The 18,739-nt window shown below is 68.2% G+C and carries 20 protein-coding genes; 3 read left to right on the top strand and 17 right to left on the bottom strand.

Annotated features, from left to right (window positions below):
- Positions 1-8: 8 nt before the first annotated feature.
- The 11 genes from NGK70_RS05830 to NGK70_RS05780 form a co-directional block, all read right to left on the bottom strand.
- Positions 9-1,919, bottom strand: a complete 1,911-nt coding sequence (locus NGK70_RS05830) for a PglL family O-oligosaccharyltransferase (protein WP_251972335.1) — start codon at positions 1,917-1,919, stop codon at positions 9-11.
- Positions 1,920-2,024: 105 nt separating this feature from the next.
- Positions 2,025-2,501, bottom strand: coding sequence for a pilin (locus tag NGK70_RS05825; RefSeq protein ID WP_251972334.1), 477 nt, complete (start codon positions 2,499-2,501; stop codon positions 2,025-2,027).
- Between the two features lie 290 nt (positions 2,502-2,791).
- Positions 2,792-4,435: a chaperonin GroEL gene (gene groL, locus NGK70_RS05820; protein WP_251972333.1), complete on the bottom strand. Its 1,644-nt coding sequence runs from the start codon at positions 4,433-4,435 to the stop codon at positions 2,792-2,794.
- A 64-nt stretch (positions 4,436-4,499) separates the two neighbouring features.
- On the bottom strand, positions 4,500-4,790 hold the full coding sequence (groES, locus tag NGK70_RS05815) for a co-chaperone GroES (protein WP_251972332.1): 291 nt from the start codon (positions 4,788-4,790) through the stop codon (positions 4,500-4,502).
- A 223-nt stretch (positions 4,791-5,013) separates the two neighbouring features.
- Positions 5,014-6,105, bottom strand: coding sequence for a DNA polymerase III subunit delta (holA, locus tag NGK70_RS05810; RefSeq protein WP_251972331.1), 1,092 nt, complete (start codon positions 6,103-6,105; stop codon positions 5,014-5,016).
- Between the two features lie 22 nt (positions 6,106-6,127).
- Positions 6,128-6,700, bottom strand: coding sequence for an LPS-assembly lipoprotein LptE (locus NGK70_RS05805; RefSeq protein ID WP_251973691.1), 573 nt, complete (start codon positions 6,698-6,700; stop codon positions 6,128-6,130).
- 11 nt (positions 6,701-6,711) lie between these two features.
- Positions 6,712-9,405: a leucine--tRNA ligase gene (gene leuS, locus NGK70_RS05800; RefSeq protein ID WP_251972330.1), complete on the bottom strand. Its 2,694-nt coding sequence runs from the start codon at positions 9,403-9,405 to the stop codon at positions 6,712-6,714.
- Positions 9,406-9,540: 135 nt separating this feature from the next.
- Complete coding sequence (locus tag NGK70_RS05795) at positions 9,541-9,990, bottom strand: ExbD/TolR family protein (protein WP_251972329.1); 450 nt, start codon at positions 9,988-9,990, stop codon at positions 9,541-9,543.
- Positions 9,991-10,006: 16 nt separating this feature from the next.
- Positions 10,007-10,684 carry a MotA/TolQ/ExbB proton channel family protein gene (locus NGK70_RS05790; protein WP_251972328.1) on the bottom strand — a complete coding sequence of 226 codons (678 nt, stop codon included), beginning with the start codon at positions 10,682-10,684 and terminating at the stop codon, positions 10,007-10,009.
- Positions 10,685-10,719: 35 nt separating this feature from the next.
- On the bottom strand, positions 10,720-11,532 hold the full coding sequence (gene dapB, locus NGK70_RS05785; RefSeq protein ID WP_428985578.1) for a 4-hydroxy-tetrahydrodipicolinate reductase: 813 nt from the start codon (positions 11,530-11,532) through the stop codon (positions 10,720-10,722).
- A gap of 47 nt (positions 11,533-11,579) precedes the next feature.
- Positions 11,580-12,125, bottom strand: coding sequence for an outer membrane protein assembly factor BamE (locus NGK70_RS05780; protein WP_251972326.1), 546 nt, complete (start codon positions 12,123-12,125; stop codon positions 11,580-11,582).
- 88 nt (positions 12,126-12,213) lie between these two features.
- Between NGK70_RS05780 and fur the strand changes: the two genes are divergently transcribed.
- Positions 12,214-12,660 carry a ferric iron uptake transcriptional regulator gene (gene fur, locus NGK70_RS05775; RefSeq protein WP_251972325.1) on the top strand — a complete coding sequence of 149 codons (447 nt, stop codon included), beginning with the start codon at positions 12,214-12,216 and terminating at the stop codon, positions 12,658-12,660.
- Between the two features lie 57 nt (positions 12,661-12,717).
- On the opposite strand, the gene hprK is transcribed toward fur, so the two are convergent.
- The 3 genes from hprK to hpf all read right to left on the bottom strand — a co-directional run bounded on the left by hprK (position 12,718) and on the right by hpf (position 14,796).
- Positions 12,718-13,680 carry an HPr(Ser) kinase/phosphatase gene (hprK, locus tag NGK70_RS05770; protein ID WP_251972324.1) on the bottom strand — a complete coding sequence of 321 codons (963 nt, stop codon included), beginning with the start codon at positions 13,678-13,680 and terminating at the stop codon, positions 12,718-12,720.
- Positions 13,681-13,732: 52 nt separating this feature from the next.
- Positions 13,733-14,203, bottom strand: a complete 471-nt coding sequence (locus NGK70_RS05765; protein WP_251972323.1) for a PTS sugar transporter subunit IIA — start codon at positions 14,201-14,203, stop codon at positions 13,733-13,735.
- 245 nt (positions 14,204-14,448) lie between these two features.
- Positions 14,449-14,796 carry a ribosome hibernation-promoting factor, HPF/YfiA family gene (gene hpf / locus NGK70_RS05760; protein ID WP_251972322.1) on the bottom strand — a complete coding sequence of 116 codons (348 nt, stop codon included), beginning with the start codon at positions 14,794-14,796 and terminating at the stop codon, positions 14,449-14,451.
- A 454-nt stretch (positions 14,797-15,250) separates the two neighbouring features.
- On the opposite strand from hpf, the gene corA reads away from it, so the two are divergent.
- Both corA and NGK70_RS05750 read left to right on the top strand, forming a co-directional pair.
- Complete coding sequence (gene corA, locus NGK70_RS05755) at positions 15,251-16,213, top strand: magnesium/cobalt transporter CorA (RefSeq protein WP_251972321.1); 963 nt, start codon at positions 15,251-15,253, stop codon at positions 16,211-16,213.
- A 146-nt stretch (positions 16,214-16,359) separates the two neighbouring features.
- On the top strand, positions 16,360-16,839 hold the full coding sequence (locus tag NGK70_RS05750; protein WP_251972320.1) for a hypothetical protein: 480 nt from the start codon (positions 16,360-16,362) through the stop codon (positions 16,837-16,839).
- 40 nt (positions 16,840-16,879) lie between these two features.
- Here NGK70_RS05750 and NGK70_RS05745 read toward each other — a convergent pair whose 3' ends face one another.
- Genes NGK70_RS05745 through NGK70_RS05735 form a run of 3 tightly spaced genes read right to left on the bottom strand, consistent with a single transcriptional unit; the run spans position 16,880 to position 18,718 of the window.
- Positions 16,880-17,359 (bottom strand): nuclear transport factor 2 family protein, encoded by a 480-nt coding sequence (locus NGK70_RS05745; protein WP_251972319.1) that lies wholly within the window; start codon positions 17,357-17,359, stop codon positions 16,880-16,882.
- On the bottom strand, positions 17,356-18,129 hold the full coding sequence (locus NGK70_RS05740; RefSeq protein WP_251973690.1) for an SDR family NAD(P)-dependent oxidoreductase: 774 nt from the start codon (positions 18,127-18,129) through the stop codon (positions 17,356-17,358). Before NGK70_RS05740 ends, NGK70_RS05745 begins: the two co-directional genes overlap by 4 nt.
- Positions 18,130-18,154: 25 nt before the next feature.
- Entirely contained in the window at positions 18,155-18,718 is a 564-nt protein-coding gene (locus NGK70_RS05735) for a DUF3833 domain-containing protein (protein WP_251972318.1), read from the bottom strand.
- Between the last annotated feature and the right edge of the window lie 21 nt (positions 18,719-18,739).

The following is an 18,739-nucleotide window of genomic DNA, read 5'->3' as shown; positions in this document are numbered from 1 at the left end:
CCAAGACGCTACCTCGGCACGCTGCCAGCGCCCTGGCTGAGCCGGGGCGGCAGCACCAGCTGGGCGGCATCCAGGCGGGGATCCGGCCCGCACTGGAACGGCCGGCTGGCTGCACTGGCTGCACTGGCTGCACTGGCCGCACTGGCCGCACTGGCCGCTGGCACCGGTCTGGCCACGGCGGAGGCGACTGCCGATGCCGCCCCCAGGCCAGCTGCGCTGGCCGGATCGCAGGGCGCGAAGAAGGCCTCCGCGGCCGGGTTGTGGAACTCCTGCAGCCGGGCCGCCACATGGCGGGCACGCTCCAGCTCGCCCCGCCCCGCCAGCGCCCGGGCGTAGGCCGTCATCAGCCGGGTGTCCATCAGGTGATAGAGCGGGCGCTCGAACTGCGCGAACACCGCCTCCGGCCGCTCGGCCATCGTGACCTTGGCGTAGTCGGCGTGGTGCCCCCAGAACAGGCTGCGCTGGCCGCGCTCGATGCGCGCCTCCAGCGGCAGGTCTTCGCCCAGGGAGAGCTCCGGCTCGAAGATCACCGCCACCTGCCAGTACTGCAGCGTCGCCCAGACCGTGCCCAGCACCGCCAGCGCCCCGGCCAGCGCCACGGCAGCCACGCCCACCCGGCCGGTGGACTGCGCCGGCGCCAGCCCGCCGCCGGTGGGAGCGCTGCCCGTCAGCCAACCGGCCATCACCGCCGTGGGCAGCAGGAAGTAGGTGTACCAGAGCGGATACTCCAGCAGGCTGTGCACGCCCACCAGCACCAGCATGAACAGCGCCGTGCGTGCGCCCATGGCCGCCTCGTCATCCGCAGCGCGCAGTGCCCCGCGCGCGCTCCACAGCCCCCACAGCAGCGCGGCACACACCGCCACGGCGATCGGCAGGCCGAACTCCGCCGCCCACTGCAGCGCGATGTTGTGGGTGTGGTCGAAGAAGGCCACCGGCCGGCCCGGGAAGGGCGTCATCGACCAGACGAAATTGAACGCCCCCACGCCGGTGCCGAACCAGGGATGCGCCTGGATCATCGCCCAGGCGTTGGACCAGATCCGCCCGCGCGAGCTGCTCGCATCGCCGTGCAACGTCTTCTTGAGCTGATCCTCGCCGTAGTAGGCCACCCCGTGGGCCGATAGCCACTGCTCCAGCCCCCACCAGCTCAGCACATACAGCGGCAGGCAGGCGATGAGCAACAGGCGCACCCAGCCCGGCAGGCGGCGGTCCAGCAGTCCCCAGATCAGCAGCAGGCCGATGCCCACGCTGCCGGTGCGCGAAGCCGTCATCGCCACGCCAAACACCAGCAGCGCCACCACCGCCAGCAGCACCCGGCGCGGCCAGCCGGACGACACGCCCAGCCACACCGCGGCGGCGATCGCCCACATCAGCAGGGTCGACAGCTGGTTGGGCTGGCGCATGTTGCCAATCGCCCGCCCGGCAATCGTCGGCAGGGACACCAGGCGGCCATCCGCCCAATCGGGCGCGAACACCTGCACCAGCCCGACCCCCACACTGGCCAGCCCTGCGATCACCAGGCCCCAGGCCAGCGGCCGGGCAAAACTCGCCAGATCACCCGCCTGGGCCGCACGTGCCGCGGCGTACACCATCGCCGCGGCCAGCAGCACACAGGCCAGGGGGAGCAACCGCTGCCCGATGGGCGCCCCCGGTACGAGCATCGCCCCCGCCAGAAGCCCCAACGCCAGCAGCACCGCCCGAGTCCCCGCCGGCAAGGCCCCCACCGCCCGCACCGGCGCCCGTGCCAACCACGCCAGCAACCACAGCCCCGAAGCCGCCACGGCCCAGGCCTGGTTGAAGTAGGTGGACGAGGGCGAGACGCTGAAGGCGATCAGGAAGGGGAGAGCGACAACAAGCCAACCGATCGAAGTGACCGCACCGCCGTCGGTCCGGCCGCTGAATGGGGGTATAGCTTGACTCATCAGAGCCGGCATTGTGCTCGATTCATCGGATGCATTCTCTGAGGCCCGAAAACGGAAAGAGGGGGCCGAAGCCCCCTCTTTGAGTCGAACCTAAAGCAGGTGTCGTTACTTGCAGGAACCCGGGAGATATTTGGGGGTGAGCGTGCCCGCCGCGCACTTCCACGCGGCGACTTGCTTGCCCTGATCCTTGGCGGCGGCCGACACGTCGATGGCATTAGCCATTGCAATGTCCGAATAAGGCGTCAGCGTGATGGTCTTACCATCGATGGCTGCGTCATTGAAACCCTGGGTGGTCACCGTGACAACACCGTTGATACCAGTGGCCACCGACGCAACGTACTTCGAGGGACTAGTGGATTCACAGCCCCATCCATTCGCCGTACCGATCGACGTCGTCGGCATCGACTGGATAGCCTCGCTGATCGACGTGCGGCACTGCGACGCGGCCAGGATGACTTCAGACATCTTCGCGCGCTTGGTGTAATCCTGATAAGCCGGCAGCGCCACGGCAGCCAAGATGCCGATGATCGCCACGACGATCATCAGTTCGATCAGCGTGAAGCCCTGTTGAACACGTTTCATCTGTAACCTCCAGTTGGGACAAGAACAAGGACTCATCATGCAGTTCCCGTGCCAGCCTGATCTCGCAGAGAACCTGCACTTTTGAGGAGCTTTTGCGCGCATGGAGACCCATCAGAGCCGGTTGACGACGCTGGGGCGACCAAAAATGTCACTTCGCGGTCGTGCCCACGAACACCAGCCGTCGCCTCGGCCCGGGCTTGACGTGTCTGGTCGCTCAAATGCAAAAAGGCCGCATCGCTGCGGCCTTTTTGCTGGCTTGAACGCGGCGAGCCGCGCTCAGGCAACCGGACTCACATGCCCATGTCCATGCCGCCCATGCCACCCATGCCGCCGCCCGGCATGGCCGGTGCGTCGTCCTTGGGGGACTCGGCGACCATGCACTCGGTGGTCAGCATCAGGCCGGCCACGGAGGCTGCGTTCTGCAGCGCGGTGCGGGTCACCTTGGTCGGGTCCAGGATGCCCATCTCGATCATGTCGCCGTAGGTGTCGTTGGCGGCATTGAAGCCGTACGTACCCGCGCCTTCCAGGACCTTGTTGATCACCACGCTGGGCTCGCCACCGGCGTTGGCCACGATCTCGCGCAGCGGCTGCTCGATCGCGCGCAGCACGATCTTGATGCCGGCGTCCTGGTCGTGGTTGTCACCCTTGATGCTGCCAGCCGATTGACGGGCACGCAGCAGGGCCACACCACCACCGGCCACGATGCCTTCTTCAACGGCGGCACGGGTGGCGTGCAGCGCGTCTTCGACACGGGCCTTCTTCTCCTTCATCTCGACTTCGGTGGCCGCGCCAACCTTGATCACCGCCACGCCGCCGGCCAGCTTGGCCACGCGCTCTTGCAGCTTTTCACGGTCGTAGTCGCTGGTGGCTTCCTCGATCTGGATGCGGATCTGCTTGACGCGCGCTTCGATGTCGCCAGCAGCGCCAGCGCCGTCGATGATGGTGGTGTTTTCCTTGCCCACTTCGACGCGCTTGGCCTGGCCCAGATCGGCCAGGGTGACCTTCTCGAGCGTCAGGCCGACTTCCTCGGCGATGACCTTGCCGCCCGTCAGGATGGCGATGTCTTCGAGCATGGCCTTGCGGCGGTCGCCGAAGCCCGGGGCCTTGACGGCCACGACCTTCAGGATGCCGCGGATGGTGTTGACCACCAGGGTCGCCAGCGCTTCGCCTTCGACTTCTTCAGCGATGATCAGCAGCGGACGGCCGGCCTTGGCCACTTGCTCCAGCGTGGGCAGCAGGTCGCGGATGTTGCTGATCTTCTTGTCGAACAGCAGGACAAACGGGTTGTCCAGCAGGGCAGCCTGCTTTTCCGGGTTGTTGATGAAGTAGGGCGACAGGTAGCCGCGGTCGAACTGCATGCCTTCGACGACGTCGAGCTCGCTGTTCAGGCTCTTGCCGTCTTCGACGGTGATGACGCCTTCCTTGCCGACCTTGTCCATCGCCTGGGCGATGATGGTGCCGACTTCTTCATCGCTGTTGGCGGAGATGGTGCCGACCTGCGCGATTTCCTTGCTGGTCGTGGTGGCCTTGGACTGCTTCTTCAGCTCGGCGACCAGGGCGATGACCGCCTTGTCGATGCCGCGCTTCAGGTCCATCGGATTCATGCCGGCGGCGACGAACTTCATGCCTTCGCGCACGATCGACTGGGCCAGCACCGTGGCGGTGGTGGTGCCGTCACCGGCCAGGTCGCTGGTCTTGGAAGCGACTTCCTTGACCATCTGCGCGCCCATGTTCTGGAGCTTGTCCTTGAGCTCGATTTCCTTGGCCACGGACACACCGTCCTTGGTCACGGTGGGGGCGCCGAAGGAGCGCTCCAGGACCACGTTGCGACCCTTGGGGCCCAGGGTGACCTTGACCGCGTTGGCCAGGACGTTCACGCCCTCGACCATGCGATGACGGGCGTCGGAACCGAAGACGACGTCTTTAGCTGCCATGTGTTTACTCCGAATTCTTCAAATAGGGGATGGTTTGCGTGGAGGGGAAGAAGCAGCCCGAGGCTTACTTCTGCACCACGGCAAACAGGTCTTCTTCGCGCATGACCAGCAGCTCTTCGCCGTCGACCTTGACGGACTGGCCGCTGTACTTGCCGAACAGGACGCGGTCACCCACGGCGACGTTCAGGGCCACGAAGTCGCCCTTGTCGTTGCGCTTGCCCGGGCCCACGGCCAGGACTTCACCCTGATCGGGCTTCTCTGCGGCGTTGTCGGGGATCACGATGCCCGAAGCGGTCTTGGTTTCTTGTTCGAGGCGCTTGACGATCACGCGATCGTGCAGAGGACGAAGTTTCATCGTATCTCCTAGGGAGGAAAGACTGGACTGTTTGGGAATCGGTGGGGCCGTCGCCGGCAGGGCGCAAACGCCGCCCACCTCCCCCGGCAGGTTCACCAAAGAGAACACCACCCGGGATCACTAGCACTCATCACCTGCGAGTGCTAACAGCGAGATTATAGGAACGATGTGCGGGCTTTCAAGGGGCCAGGGATCTGCCCTTGTTCTACGGGTTTTCCCGCCCTCAGGGCCGCAGCGCCAGCGGCGGCGGCGGCGCAGCGCCCCGCTTGGGCAGCGGGCGCAGCGCCTCCACCGTCTGCAGCATCAGCCGCCTGAGCGCCTCCCAGGGGTCGAGCGGCCAGGCGGGATCGCGCAGACCCTTGACGATGCCGTCCACGGTGTGGGCGTCGGCCACCAGGGCGTCGAGGGGGGCATCGGGCAGCTGCGGCAGCACGCGCTCCAGCAGGCGCTCCTTCTGGCCCCAGACACGCGCCTCGCGCAGCGCCAGCGGGGGCGGTTTGCCCTCGCGCAGCGCGATCTGCACGCGGCGCAGCGCGCGCAGATCCTCCGACAGGGTCCAGTGCACCAGCACGGCGGCCTCGCCCTCGGCGCACAGGCCGTCGAGCATGCGCAGTGCGCGGGGCACGTTGCCGGCCAGCACCGCCTCGCCGAGCTTGAAGACGTCGTAGCGCGCCACGTTGAGCACGGCCGATTCGATCTGCTCGAAGCCCAGCGTCGCGCTGGGATGCAGCAGCGCCAGCTTGCTGATCTCCTGGTGCGCGGCCAGCAGGTTGCCTTCGATGCGGTCGGCAAAGAAGGCCAGCGCGCGCTGGCCGGGCTCGCCGTCCTCGACACGCAGGCCCTGCGCGGCCAGGCGCTGGGCGATCCACTGCGGCAGCGCGGGGCGCTCGATGGGGTCGACGCGCACGCTGGCGCCGGCACCGTCCAGCGCGGTGAACCAGGCGCTGGCGAGCTGGGTGCGGTCCAGCCGCGGCAGCAGCACGAGGATGAGGTTGTCGTCCGACAGCGTCTCAACCAGCCGCTGCAGCGCCTCGGAGCCCTCCTTGCCAGGCTTGCCGCCGGGGATGCGGATCTCGATCAGGCGGCGGTCGGAGAAGAGGCTGAGCGCGCTGGTCTCGCCCAGCAGGCCGGACCAGTCGAAGTGCGCGCCTTGCACGGTGTGCACCACCCGCTCGCTGTAGCCCGCCTGGCGGGCGGCGGCGCGCACCGTGTCGGCGGCCTCCTGCGCCAGCAGGGCCTCGTCGCCGTAGACAACGTACACCGGGCGCAGGCCGCGGGCCAGGGCCTGGGGGAGCTGTTCGGCGCGCAGCTGCATGGCGTGGACCGGTGCGCTGCGATCAGCGGGCCGAGGCCGCCGCCGCAGCAGCCGATGCGGCCGAAGCCGCGGACGCAGCCTCGGCCACGGCAGCCGGGCCGATCGTGGCCAACCGCCGCAGCACCTGGGTGGCGATGTCGGCGTGCATCGCGCGGTAGAGGATCTGCGCCTCCTGCTCCTTGGCCAGCGAGATCGACTCCTCGAAGGTCATGTCGCGTGCCAGCGCCAGCTCGGTGGGCTCGATCAATTCGCGCCCGCCGGGCGTGCGCACGCGGTAGCGCAGCCGCGTGCGCAGGCTGAGTTCACGCACCTGGCCAGCGGCGGTGGTAGAGGTGGCGACCTGATTCTGGCTGTCGAGCAGCGCCTCCAGCACCAGGTCGGCCTCGGCGGGCGCCTCCACCAGCGTGACACCCGGGCTGGCACGCAGCTGGCGGCGCAGCTCGTCGGCCTGGCCGGAGTAGCGCGAGAAGCCGGCCAGGTGGATGCGCTTGAGCTGCAGCTCGGGCGGGCGGCGCAGCTGGAAGCCGCAACCGGCCAATGCCAGGGACACCACGGTGGCCGAGCCGACCAGCCAGGAGCGCCGCGAGATCGTCATCACGAGCCGGGTCAGACGACCACGTTCACCAGCCGACCGGGCACGACGATGATCTTCTTCACCGGCCGGCCTTCGGCGAACTTGGCCACGTCGGGGCTGGCCGCGGCCGCCGCCTCGATCGCGGCCCGGTCGGCGCTGGCGGGCACCTTGATCGCGCCACGCAGCTTGCCGTTGACCTGCAGCACCAGCTCGATCTCGTCCTGCACCAGCGCGGCCTCGTCCACCGCGGGCCAGGGTGCGTCGAGCAGGTCGCCCAGGCGAGCCGCAAAACCCAGTTCCTGCCAAAGCGACCAGGTCAGGTGCGGGCAGGCGGGATAGAGGCCGCGCAGCAGCACCGAAACGGCTTCGCAGAGCACCGCGTCGTCGCCAGCCGAGCCGTCCGGCTTGAAGGCTTCCATCGCGTTGAGCAGCTTCATGCAGCCCGACACCACGGTGTTGTACTGCATGCGCTCGAAGTCGTAGCTGATCTGCTTGAGCACCAGGTGCAGCTCGCGGCGCAGCGCCTTGGCCTCGGCACGCAGCGGCGCCTCGCTCAGGTTGCCGGCGGTGGCGGTCTTCAGCCGGGCCTCGTTCTTCGCCGCAAAACCCCAGACGCGCTTGAGGAAGCGGTGCGCCCCCTCGACGCCGGCGTCGTTCCACTCCAACGTCTGCTCTGGCGGGCTGGCGAACATCACGAACAGGCGGGCGGTGTCTGCGCCGTACTGGTCGATCAGCGCCTGCGGGTCCACGCCGTTGTTCTTGGACTTGGACATGGTGCCCACGCCCTGGTAGTCCACCGCCGAGCCGTCGCTCTTCAACTTGGCGCCGACGATCTTGCCGCCCGCGTCGAAGACGTTCTCCACCTCGTGCGGCCAGAAGTACTCGATGCCGCCCTTCTCGCCGCGGCGCGAGTAGATGTGGTTGAGCACCATGCCCTGCGTGAGCAGGCGGGTGAAGGGCTCGCTGACGCTGACCAGCTTCAGGTCGCGCATCACCTTGGTCCAGAAGCGCGCGTACAGCAGGTGCAGGATGGCGTGCTCGATGCCGCCGATGTACTGGTCCATGCCCGGCGTGCCGGCCGAATTCCCCGCGCCCATCCAGTACTGCGTGCCCTCGGCGACCATCTTGTCGGCGTTGGTCGGGTCGCAGTAGCGCATGTAGTACCAGGAGCTGTCCACGAAGGTGTCCATCGTGTCCGTCTCGCGGCGCGCCGGCTTGCCGCAGCAGGGGCAGGTGACGGCCAGGAAGTCCTCGCGCTTGGCCAGCGGGTTGCCCGAGCCGTCCGGCACGCAGTCGATCGGCAGCACCACCGGCAGGTCCTGCTCGGGGACCGGCACGGCGCCGCAGCTGTCGCAGTGGATGATGGGGATCGGGGTGCCCCAGTAGCGCTGGCGGCTGATGCCCCAGTCGCGCAGGCGCCAGGTGGTCTTTTTCTCGCCCAGCCCCTGGGCGGCGAGCAACTCGGCGACCTTGCTGACGGCGTCCTTGTAGGCCAGGCCGTCCAAAAATGCAAATTCAGCGCCGGAGTTGACGCAGACCGCGCGCTGCTTGTCGCCGTACCAGTCGGCCCAGGCGTCGAGCGAGAACGGCTCGTCACCCACCTTCACGACTTGCTTGATCGCGATGCCGTACTTGTTGGCGAAGGCGAAGTCGCGCTCGTCGTGCGCCGGCACGCCCATCACCGCGCCGTCGCCGTAGCTCATCAGCACGTAGTTGCCGACCCAGACCTCGACCTGCGCTCCGGTCAGCGGGTGGGTGACGAACAGGCCGGTGGCCATGCCCTTCTTTTCCTGCGTGGCCAGCTCGGCCTCGGTGGTGCCGCCCTGGGCGCATTCGGCGATGAAAACCGCCAGCGCCGGGTTGCCCGCCGCGGCGTGCGCGGCCAGCGGGTGCTCCGGCGCCACGGCGCAGAAGGTCACGCCCATGATCGTGTCGGCGCGCGTCGTGAAGACGTAGAGCCGCCCGCCCTGGATCAGCTCGCCGTCGTTAGCGCGGATCTGATGCGGAAAGGCGAAGCGCACGCCCTCGCTCTTGCCGATCCAGTTCTCCTGCATCAAGCGCACGCGCTCGGGCCAGCCGGAGAGGTAGTTCGGGTCCTCGGGGTTCGCCACCGCGCTGAGCAACTCGTCGGCGTACTTCGTGATGTTCAGGTAGTAGCCCGGGATCTCGCGCTTTTCCACCGGCGCGCCCGAGCGCCAGCCCCGGCCGTCGATGACCTGCTCGTTGGCCAGCACGGTCATGTCCACCGGGTCCCAGTTCACCACCTGGGTGCGGCGCTCGGCAATGCCGGCCTCCAGCATCTTCAGGAAAAGCCACTGGTTCCACTTGTAGTACTCGGGGTCGCAGGTGGCGACCTCGCGGCTCCAGTCGATCGCCAGGCCCATCGCCAGCATCTGGCCCTTCATGTGGGCGATGTTCTCGCGCGTCCACTTCTCCGGCGGCACGCGGTTCTTCAACGCGGCGTTCTCGGCGGGCAGGCCGAAGGCGTCCCAGCCCATGGGCATCAGCACGTTCATGCCCTTCATGCGCAGCTGGCGCGTGAGCATGTCGTTGATGGTGTAGTTGCGCACATGGCCCATGTGCAGCTTGCCCGAGGGGTAGGGCAGCATCGAGCAGGCGTAGAACTTGGCCTTGCTGGCGTCCTCGGTGACGCGGTAGGCGTCGGCAGCACGCCAGGCGGTCTGGGCGGCGGATTCGACGGCAGCGGGATCGTATTTCTCGTTCATGGCGCGGCAGCAGCAAGCAGGGGAGCGGTCCGTCGTCCTGCGACGGCAGGCGGACCTCGCCGATCGGGCGGCGGAAGCGGGGGATTATCGCGTGGGGCCGGGGCGAGCCCGGCGTCGGGTGCGCTCAGGGCGCGATCAGCGCGCCGCCGAGGCCGCAGCGGCGGTCGACCCCGGCTCGGTGACAAAGGCGATGCGGTTCAGCCCCGCTGCCTGCAGCTGGCCGATCAGCTCGGCCACGCGGCCGTAGGGCACGGCGCGGTCGGCGCGCAGCTGCACCTCGGGCAGTTCGCCACCGCGCTTGGCCACGGCCGCCAGGCGCTCTCCAAAGGCAGGCGGGGGCAGCTTCTCTTCACCCAGGTACAGGCTGCCGTCGGCCTGCAGCGCCACCTGCAGCGCCTGCGGCGCCTCGGTCACCGGCGTGGCGCCGTCGGCCTTGGGCAGGTCGAGTTTCAAGCTGGCGGTCATCAGCGGCGCGGCGATCATGAAGATCACCAGCAGCACCAGCATGACGTCAATCAGCGGCGTCATGTTGATGTCGCTCATCGGCTGCGGGCCGGGGCTGCGTTCGAGGCGACCGAAGGCCATCGCGATGGCTCCTCCGTCAGCCCGCTTCGCCGCTGCGCCGCTCGCCCGGGGAGCGATCCAGCAGCATCTCGCGCAGGTCGTGGGCAAAGCCCTCCAGCTCCGCCTCGCAGGCGCCCACCCACTTGCCGAAGACGTTGTAGGCCAGCACCGCAGGGATCGCCACGGCCAGGCCGGCGGCGGTCATGATGAGCGCCTCACCCACCGGGCCGGCCACCTTGTCGATGCTGATGCTGCCGGCCGCCGAGATGCCCAGCAGCGCGTGGTAGATGCCCCAGACGGTGCCGAACAGGCCGATGAAGGGCGCCGTGCTGCCCACCGAGGCCAGCAGCACCTGGCCGTACTGCAGCTGGGCGACGATGCGGTGCAGCGCGTCACGCAGGCGGCGCGTCAGTTGCGATTCGGCCTGGCCGGCCGACTCCAGCGTGCCCGCCGGCGGGGTCAGCAGCGCGGCATCGAGCAGGGGGGTGAGCACCTGCTCACGGTCGATCGCCTGCAGCTGCAGGCGCGCCGATGCCAGGTCGGCACCGGACCAGAACGCCGGCACGGCGCGGGCCACGTCACGCCGCACCCGCGTGAGCACCCAGCCCTTCCACAGGATCACCACCCAGGCGGACACCGACATCGCCAGCAGCAACAGCGCCACCGTGCGGGTGATCGCGTCCCCCTCGGCCCAGAGCCTGGCGTAGCCTCCCATGCGAATGTCCTGTGCGGTCCTGTGCCGGGAATCGCTCAGCCGAGGCCAAGCACGTCGTCCATGCCGAACAGCCCGTTCGACCGTCCCGCCAGGAAGCGCGCGGCGCGCAGGCTGCCCTGGGCGTAGGTGGCGCGGCTACTGGACTTGTGGGTGATCTCGATGCGCTCGCCAGTGCCCATGAACATCACGGTGTGATCGCCGACCACGTCGCCCCCGCGCACGGTGGCAAAGCCGATGGTGCTCGGGTCGCGCTCGCCGGTCACGCCTTCGCGGCCGTAGACGGCGCATGCCTTCAGGTCGCGGCCGATCGCGGCGGCCACCACCTCGCCCATCTTCAGCGCGGTGCCGCTGGGCGCATCGACCTTGTGGCGATGGTGCGCCTCGACGATCTCGATGTCATAGCCCTGGTTGAGCGCCTTGGCCGCCGTCTCCAGCAGCTTGAGCACGACGTTGACACCCACGCTCATGTTGGGCGCCATCATGATGGCGATGTCCTTCGACGCCGCGGCGATCTCGGCCTTCTGCGCCTCGCTGAAGCCGGTGGTGCCGATGACCAATTTGACGCCCAACTCGCGGCAGGCGGCCAAGTGGGCCATCGTGCCCTCGGGGCGAGTGAAGTCGATCAGGCAGTGCGCGCCCTGCAGGCCGGAGCGCAGGTCGGCGCTCACCGCCACGCCGCTGACGCGGCCCAGGAAGGCGGTGGCGTCCTGGCCGATGGCCGGGCTGTCGGCGCGGTCAAGGGCACCGGCCAGCGTGCAGTCATCGGTAGCCAGCACGGCCTCGATCAGCATGTGGCCCATGCGACCGGTGCAGCCGGCGATGGCAATGCGGTGGGGTGTGTCGCTCATGTCGCTCATGTCGGCCTAGGCGGCGCGTGGTTCAGGTTCTCGGGAGGTCAGGGCCGCGCATCCGGCTCCAGCGGCGGATAGACGCGCTGCGGGGCACTGGCCGGCCCCGCCGCCGCAACGGCCGCGGCGGGGCGCCCCACCGGCAGCGGCAGGGCGCGCAGCTGGGTCTCGTTCAGCTCCAGCGGGGCAGTGCGCGCCTTCACCTTGGCGGCGTCGATCGAGGCCACGAACTCCCGTTCGGAGGGCAGCTCGCCGGCCTCGTGGCGCTGCACGCGGTCACTGGCGAAGTAGACGGTGACGCGGCGCTGCTGGGGCGCCGCCCCCTGGCGACGGATCGTGAAGACGTAGTCCCAGCGGTCGGCGTGGAAGATGTCGGTCAGCAGCGGGGAACCGAACAGGCCACGCACCTGGTCGCGCGTCAGGCCGGGGCGCAACTGCTCCAGCATCTCGCGCGTGACCACGTTGCCCTGCACGACTTCCATGCGATAGGGCTGCAGCGCCGCAGCGGCGCCGCCCCCGGTGGACGAAGCGCAGCCCGCCACGAGCAGGGCCACGGTCAAAGTGGCGCCGACGCGCCAAGACGGAAAAGACATGCCGTGCATTGTGCCTGGGCGCCACGCGAGGCAACGCCTGCCGATATGATCCGGAAATTGTATCGAGCCCCGTCGAGCGCCGTCGCCCATGACCCACGCGGAAGAAATCAAGAGTTCCGGCCTCAAGGCCACGCTGCCGCGCATCAAGATCCTGGAAATCTTCCAGCGCTCCAGCCAGCGCCACCTGACGGCCGAAGACGTCTACAAGGTCCTGCTCACCGACGGCTCGGACATCGGCCTGGCCACCGTGTACCGCGTGCTGATGCAGTTCGAACAGGCCGGTATCCTGTCGCGCAACCACTTCGAGAGTGGCAAGGCGGTGTTCGAACTCAATGAAGGCCACCACCATGACCACCTGGTCTGCGTGGACTGCGGCCACGTGGAAGAGTTCTTCGACGCCCAGATCGAGACCCGCCAGCGCACGGTCGCGCAGGAGCGCGGCTTTCTGCTGGAGGAGCATTCGCTCGCACTGTACGCACGCTGCACCAACGAGGGTTGCGCCCGGCGACCGAAGAAGGCTCGCCACCAGTCCTGAGCGCTGGGCATTGAGCCGCAGGCCCGCGCACACGCTCGTGCGCATCGTCCGGTAGCGTCAGGCAGCGCCCGAGTCGCCGCGCTCCATCATCTCGCGGTGGCGCTGGATGAATTCCTTGTAGGTGTCGATGCCACGCAGTTGCAGCACGGTGTTGCGCACCGCAGCCTCCACCAGAACGGCCAGGTTGCGGCCGGCATCCACGGCGATCACCACCTTGCGCACCGGCATGCCTAGCACGTCCTCGTACAGGGGCTCGTAGGGCAGGCGCTCGAAGTCGCGGTCCAGCGTCTCCTTGCGCACGAGGTGGACGATGAGTTTGAGGCGCATCTTGCGGCGCACCGCCGTCTCGCCAAAGATGGCCTTGATGTCCAGCAGGCCGATGCCACGCACCTCCAGCAGGTTGCGCAGCAGTTCCGGGCAGCGCCCCTCGATGGCGGACTGGGAGACCCGGTAGAGGTCCACCACGTCATCGGCCACCAGGCCATGGCCGCGAGAGATCAGCTCCAGGCCGAGTTCACTCTTGCCCAGGCCCGACTCACCCGTCAGCAGAACACCCAGGCCGAGGATGTCCATGAACACCCCGTGGCGCGACGTGCGCTCGGCAAAGTGCTGGCCCAGGTAGCCGCGCAGCACGTCGATCACATGGCCGGCCGAGTCCTGCGTGCAGAACAGAGGCAGCTCGGCGCGCTCGCACATCGCCACCAGCCGGTCCGGCGGCGTGCAGCCGTCGGCCACCACCAGCACCGGTGGCTCCAGCGTCACGATGCGCGAGATGCGCCGCTCCTGGACCTCGGCATCGCCTGACGCCAGGTAGCCAACTTCACGCCGGCCGACGATCTGCACCCGGTAGGGGTGGATGTAGTTCAGGTAGCCGACCAGATCGGCGGCCGACTGGGCATCGCGGACCGCCACCTCGTCGAAACGCCGCTCGGGATGGGCGTGACCAGCGATCCACTCCCACTTCAGCGCCTGCCGGTGGGCATCGAACAGCGCTTCGGCGCTGATGACGGTGGGTTTCAACGCGCGCTCGGCAAGTGGGAGGGGACTGGCAGGATGGGCCGCTGTGGCCGGCTCAGGCCACCGACTTCAACGGTTCCCAGCGGGAGATCAATTCGTGCACCCGGGCCGGATCGGCCTCGACCTTGATCTGCTCGCGCAGCTCGCGGTCGGACAGCAACTCGGCGATCTCGGAGAGGATCTCCAGGTGGCGCTGCGTGGCCGCCTCGGGCACGAGCAGGAAGATCAGCAGCGTGACGGGTTCGTCGTCGGGCGCCTCGAAGGGGATCGGCTGCTGCACGCGGATGACCGCGGCGAGCGGATTCTTCAGACCCTTGATGCGGCCATGGGGGATCGCCACGCCGTGCCCCAGCCCGGTGGAGCCCAGTCGTTCGCGGGCGAACAGGTTGTCCGTCACCGTCGCCCGTGCGATCGAGTGACCGTTCTCGAACAGCAGGCCCGCCTGCTCGAACGCACGCTTCTTGCTGGAGGCCTCCACATTGACCAGCACGTTGCTGGCCGGAAGGATGGCGGCGAGGCGGTTCATCGTAAGAGGACGTCTGGGTGAATCATCGACGGGCCACAGGGCCGGCGTTCGACGGGATGCGAATTATAGGAATCGCCCCGATCGGTGCGCGGACCTCAAGGCCCCTGCAGGTCCAGGGTTCCGCGCAGGGTTGCCTGAGGACAACAGATCCAACACAAAACTTGCAGTTTGACACCCGAAATGAGAAAACGGCCTCGCAAGGAGGCCGTCGTACCGTCTGATTCAGCCCGGGCGCGTGATGCGTATCACGATGCCTCGCCGACCATCGCGCTGCGCTTGGGCGATTCGTGGTGGTGGTCCTGCAAGCGGTCCTTGTGGCGCACCACCTGACGGTCCAGCTTGTCCATCAGTTGATCGATCGCGGCGTACAGATCCTCGTGCGCACTTTCAACGAAGATGTCCTTGCCCTTGGCATGCAAGGTCACTTCAGCCCGCTGGCGACGTTCCTTCTCCTTCTGCTTTTCCACGGTGAGCAGCACGGTGACATCCACCACCTGATCAAAGTGACGCGTCACTCGATCCAGCTTCGTGAGCACGTACTCGCGCAGCGCAGGGGTGACTTCCAGGTGATGACCGCTGATCGTCAGGTTCATGAGACCTCCTTTCGGATAGAGGTGGGTGGGAGGAAACCTAGTATGTCCGACCCGGCCGGCTGTCTGTACCGACCGTCGATTCCAGTGTGACGGCTGCCGCGATCTCTGGCAAGCGCACGGGTCGTGACCCTGAAGCAACCGTGTGGTAATGGGTCGCGATCTCGCTTTTTGGGGGTACCCTACGGGTTTGTAGGGATGTCGTCCAGCCTCGCGGGCAGGCGCCGCGGCGACCGGGCGCTGATCCGGACAGGCTGCGACGCAGTGCGATAATTACAGCTTCTTTCCAGCTCATGGAGTTCCTGTTGGACAGCTGTCACCCTTGGTGACCGTCCCTCCCGGCCCCTGCCCTGCGGTGGTTGCGTGGAGTGAGACGGTTTGCCCGCCACCGCCCCCTCCCACCGGATTGCCGTGATGTTCCGCCTGCTGCTGCCAGGTGCACGGCGCAGGACTGCCGATGCTCAATGTATTCACCCTGGCCAATGGTCGCCTGATCCAGGAAGAGATCGACGACCCCGACGCGCTGGCACATGTGTCGCCGGTCTGGGTGGACATGGAGGCGCCGACACCGGCTGAAAAGGGCTGGGTGCAGGCCCGCTTCGGGCTGATCATCCCCGACAACATCGTCGACGACGACCTGGAAGAGTCCGCCCGCTTCTACGAGGAAGACAACGGCGAACTGCACATCCGCTCCGACTTCCTGATCGACGACGGCGAGACACCGCGCAACGTGCGCGTGGCCTTCATCCTGCACCACAAGGTGCTGTTCTCGGTACATGCCGAGGACCTGCCGGTGTTCCGGCTGCTGCGCCTGCGCGCGCGCCGCATACCGGCGCTGATCGAGGACGCCAAGGACGTGCTGCTCAAGCTCTACGATGCCGACGCGGAGTACTCCGCCGACGCACTGGAGAGCATCTACGACGAGCTGGAGAAGGTCAGCGCCCGCGTGCTCAAGCAGGACTTCGACGACCACGCAGCGGGCATCGCGCTGGCGTCGATCGCGCGGGAGGAAGACCTGAACGGGCGCATCCGCCGCAATGTGATGGACACGCGCCGCGCGGTGAGCTTCATGATGCGCGCGCGCATGCTCAACGCGGAACAGTTCGAGGAAGCGCGCCAGATCCTGCGCGACATCGACTCGCTGGACTCGCACACCGCCTTCGTGTTCGACAAGATCAACTTCCTGATGGACGCCACGGTCGGCTTCATCAACATCAACCAGAACAAGATCATCAAGATCTTCTCGGTGGCCAGCGTCGCGCTGCTGCCACCGACGCTGATCGCCAGCATCTACGGCATGAACTTCCGCCACATGCCCGAGCTGGACCAGGTCTGGGGCTACCCGCTGGCACTGGGCCTGATGCTGGCCTCGGTCGCTGCCCCGCTGATTTATTTCCGCCGCAAGGGCTGGATGCGTTGAAGCGCGCCGCTGGGCAAACAGCGGTGGCTTCCCCGGGCAATTTGCACGACAAACGCCAGAAGGGGCTGCCTACACTCGATCAGGCTTGGTGGCCATTGGCCGACACACCAGGTACCCGCGCCTCCGCGCCTCGTCGAGCCCACCCCATGCCCCTGCGCCGCACCGCCCTGCCGAACTTCGCCGCTGCCCTGTGTCTGGGGGCGTTCGCCTCGGTGGCGCAGGCGCAGTTCACCGCCCCACCCCAGCCCCTGCCGGCCCCGCAGCTGGAGGCTTCGGAGGCCGAGTCGCCCAAGGCCTACCGGCAGGACGCGGCCCGACACCTCTACCTGACCTACCCGATGCAGGTGATGCGCGGCAAGCTGCCGCCGCTGCTCTATGCGGTCACGGTGGTGGAAACCACCCTCGACGCCCAGGGCAAGGTGCTGCAGGTGGAGTTCACCCGCGAGCCGGCCGTGGCCAAGGAGGTCATGCCCTGGATCAGGCAGATGATCCAGCGAGCGGGCCCCTACCCCGCCCCGGCCAAGCTGGGCACCGAGATGATCTACACGGACATCTGGCTGGTCGACAAGAGCGGGCGCTTCCAGCTCGACACCCTGACCGAAGGCCAGCGCGGCAGCAGCGACTGACCAGCAGAGGGTGGCACCGGCCACCGGCTCACACGCCGACTCACGCTTGGGTCGCGCTGCCCCGGCGGCGCAGCCAGCGCATCACCGCCCCGAGCAGCGGCAGGCGGGCGTAGAGCTCCTCGCCGGTGTCCCAGTAGTCGCGGTGCAGCACGACGAGGCCGCTGTGCGGATCGAACGCCAGCTGCGTGGCACCACGCACCACCACGTCCTGCGGCTGAAGCCGCGGGCTGCGGAAGTGGAAGGTCCAGGTCAGGAAGGCCATGTCGCCCTCGGCCACCGCCTGCGTCACGACGAAGCGCGGGCCGTCCAGTTCGGCGTACATGTGCACAAAGATGCGGCGGATGGCCTCCAGCCCGCGCACCTCGTTGAACGGGTCCTTGAACGCCGCGTCGGCGCTGTAGATCTCGCCGAGCCGGTCCAGGTCGGCCGGCACGAGGTCCTCGAAGAAGCGGGCCACCCTCGCCACCCGCACGTCGGGGTGGGCGCGCGGCAGGCGCGGCGCTGACGAGGCGCTGCTCACAGCCCGGTCACCTTGCGCACCAGCGGGAAGTACAACCGGTGCGGCAGGCAGCGCAGCAGCCGCAGCAGCCGCGTGAAGCGCTTGGGGTAGTGGATGTCGAACTCGCCGCGCGCCCAGCCCGCCAGCATCGCCGCGGCCGCTTCGTCGGGCTGGATCAGCGCCGGCATCGGGAAGGGGTTGCCTGCGGTCAGCGGCGTCTCGACGAAGCCGGGGTTGATCACCGACACGCCCAGACCGCGCGCAGACAGGTCCAGGTGCAGGCACTCGGCCAGGTTGTTCAGCGCCGCCTTGGTCGGCCCGTAGGCCAGTGCATTGGGCAGGCCACGCCAGCCCGCCACGCTGGCCACGAAGCTCAGGTGCCCGCTGCCCTGCGCCAGCAGCACCGGCAGCACGGCGTCCAGCACATGCAGGGCTCCGACGTAGTTGACCTGCTCGTGGCGCAGCAGCTCGTCCAGGTCCAGCGCGGTGGCGCGTTGCGCCTGGTAGTGGCCGGCGCAATACAGCAGCAGGTCGATGCGGCCGAAGCGGCCCATCTGGTCGTCGTGCGCCGCCAGGACCGAGTCGCGCTGCGTCACGTCCAGCGGCAGGGCGAGCGCGCCCGGGTAGGTGTCGACGAAGCCGGCCAGCGCATCGCGGCTGCGCGCCGAGACGACCACCTGCGCGCCCGCTCGCGCCAGGCGCGCGGCGGTGGCCCGGCCGATGCCGCTGGAGGCGCCGACGATCCAGGCGACGCGGCCACGCCAGTCGGTCAGGGGAGGATTGGGCGGCATGAACAGCGGCATGGGCAATGGCCTTTCAGGGGCGGTGGAAGGAGAGCGTGACCTCCCCCAGCCGGATGCCGAACTTGCTCATCACGGCACGGTTGAGCAGCACCTTCTCGTCCATCAGGTACATCCAGTCGTCGAACTGCACCTCCCACTCCCGCCCATCCACCGGCAGGCGCAGGGTGTACTGCCAGCGCAGCGCGTTGCCGGCGGACTCGCCGCGGGCGGTGCCCACCACGTCGTCGGCCCGGCCGCTCCAGTGCCCGTTGCCCTCGCGGGCCAGGCGCCAGACGCGGCGCTCGGTGCGCCCGTCACTGTAGGTGAAATCCTCTTCCAGCACGCCCTGATCCCCCGACCAGGTGCCCTTGAGCTGCACCGTGAAGCGCCGCTGCACCACGCCGTTGCGGTCGGTGAACAGGCCGTGGGCCACCAACGGGCCGTCGAAGTAGCGCCGCAGGTCCAGCGTGGGTTGCTGCCCGGCATGGTCCTCGATGCGCGGCCCGCTGGCACAGCCAGTCAGGACCACCGGTGCGGCCAGTGCCGCGAGTAGGCCGGCACGGGTGCAGCGCAGGGCGAAACGATGGAAACGGGTCATGGGCGGGTGTCCTTGGACAGT

Origin of the sequence: Sphaerotilus microaerophilus, assembly GCF_023734135.1 — a bacterium.
GTDB classification, from domain to species: domain Bacteria; phylum Pseudomonadota; class Gammaproteobacteria; order Burkholderiales; family Burkholderiaceae_C; genus Sphaerotilus; species Sphaerotilus microaerophilus.
This window is presented reverse-complemented; position numbering and strand designations above follow the sequence as displayed.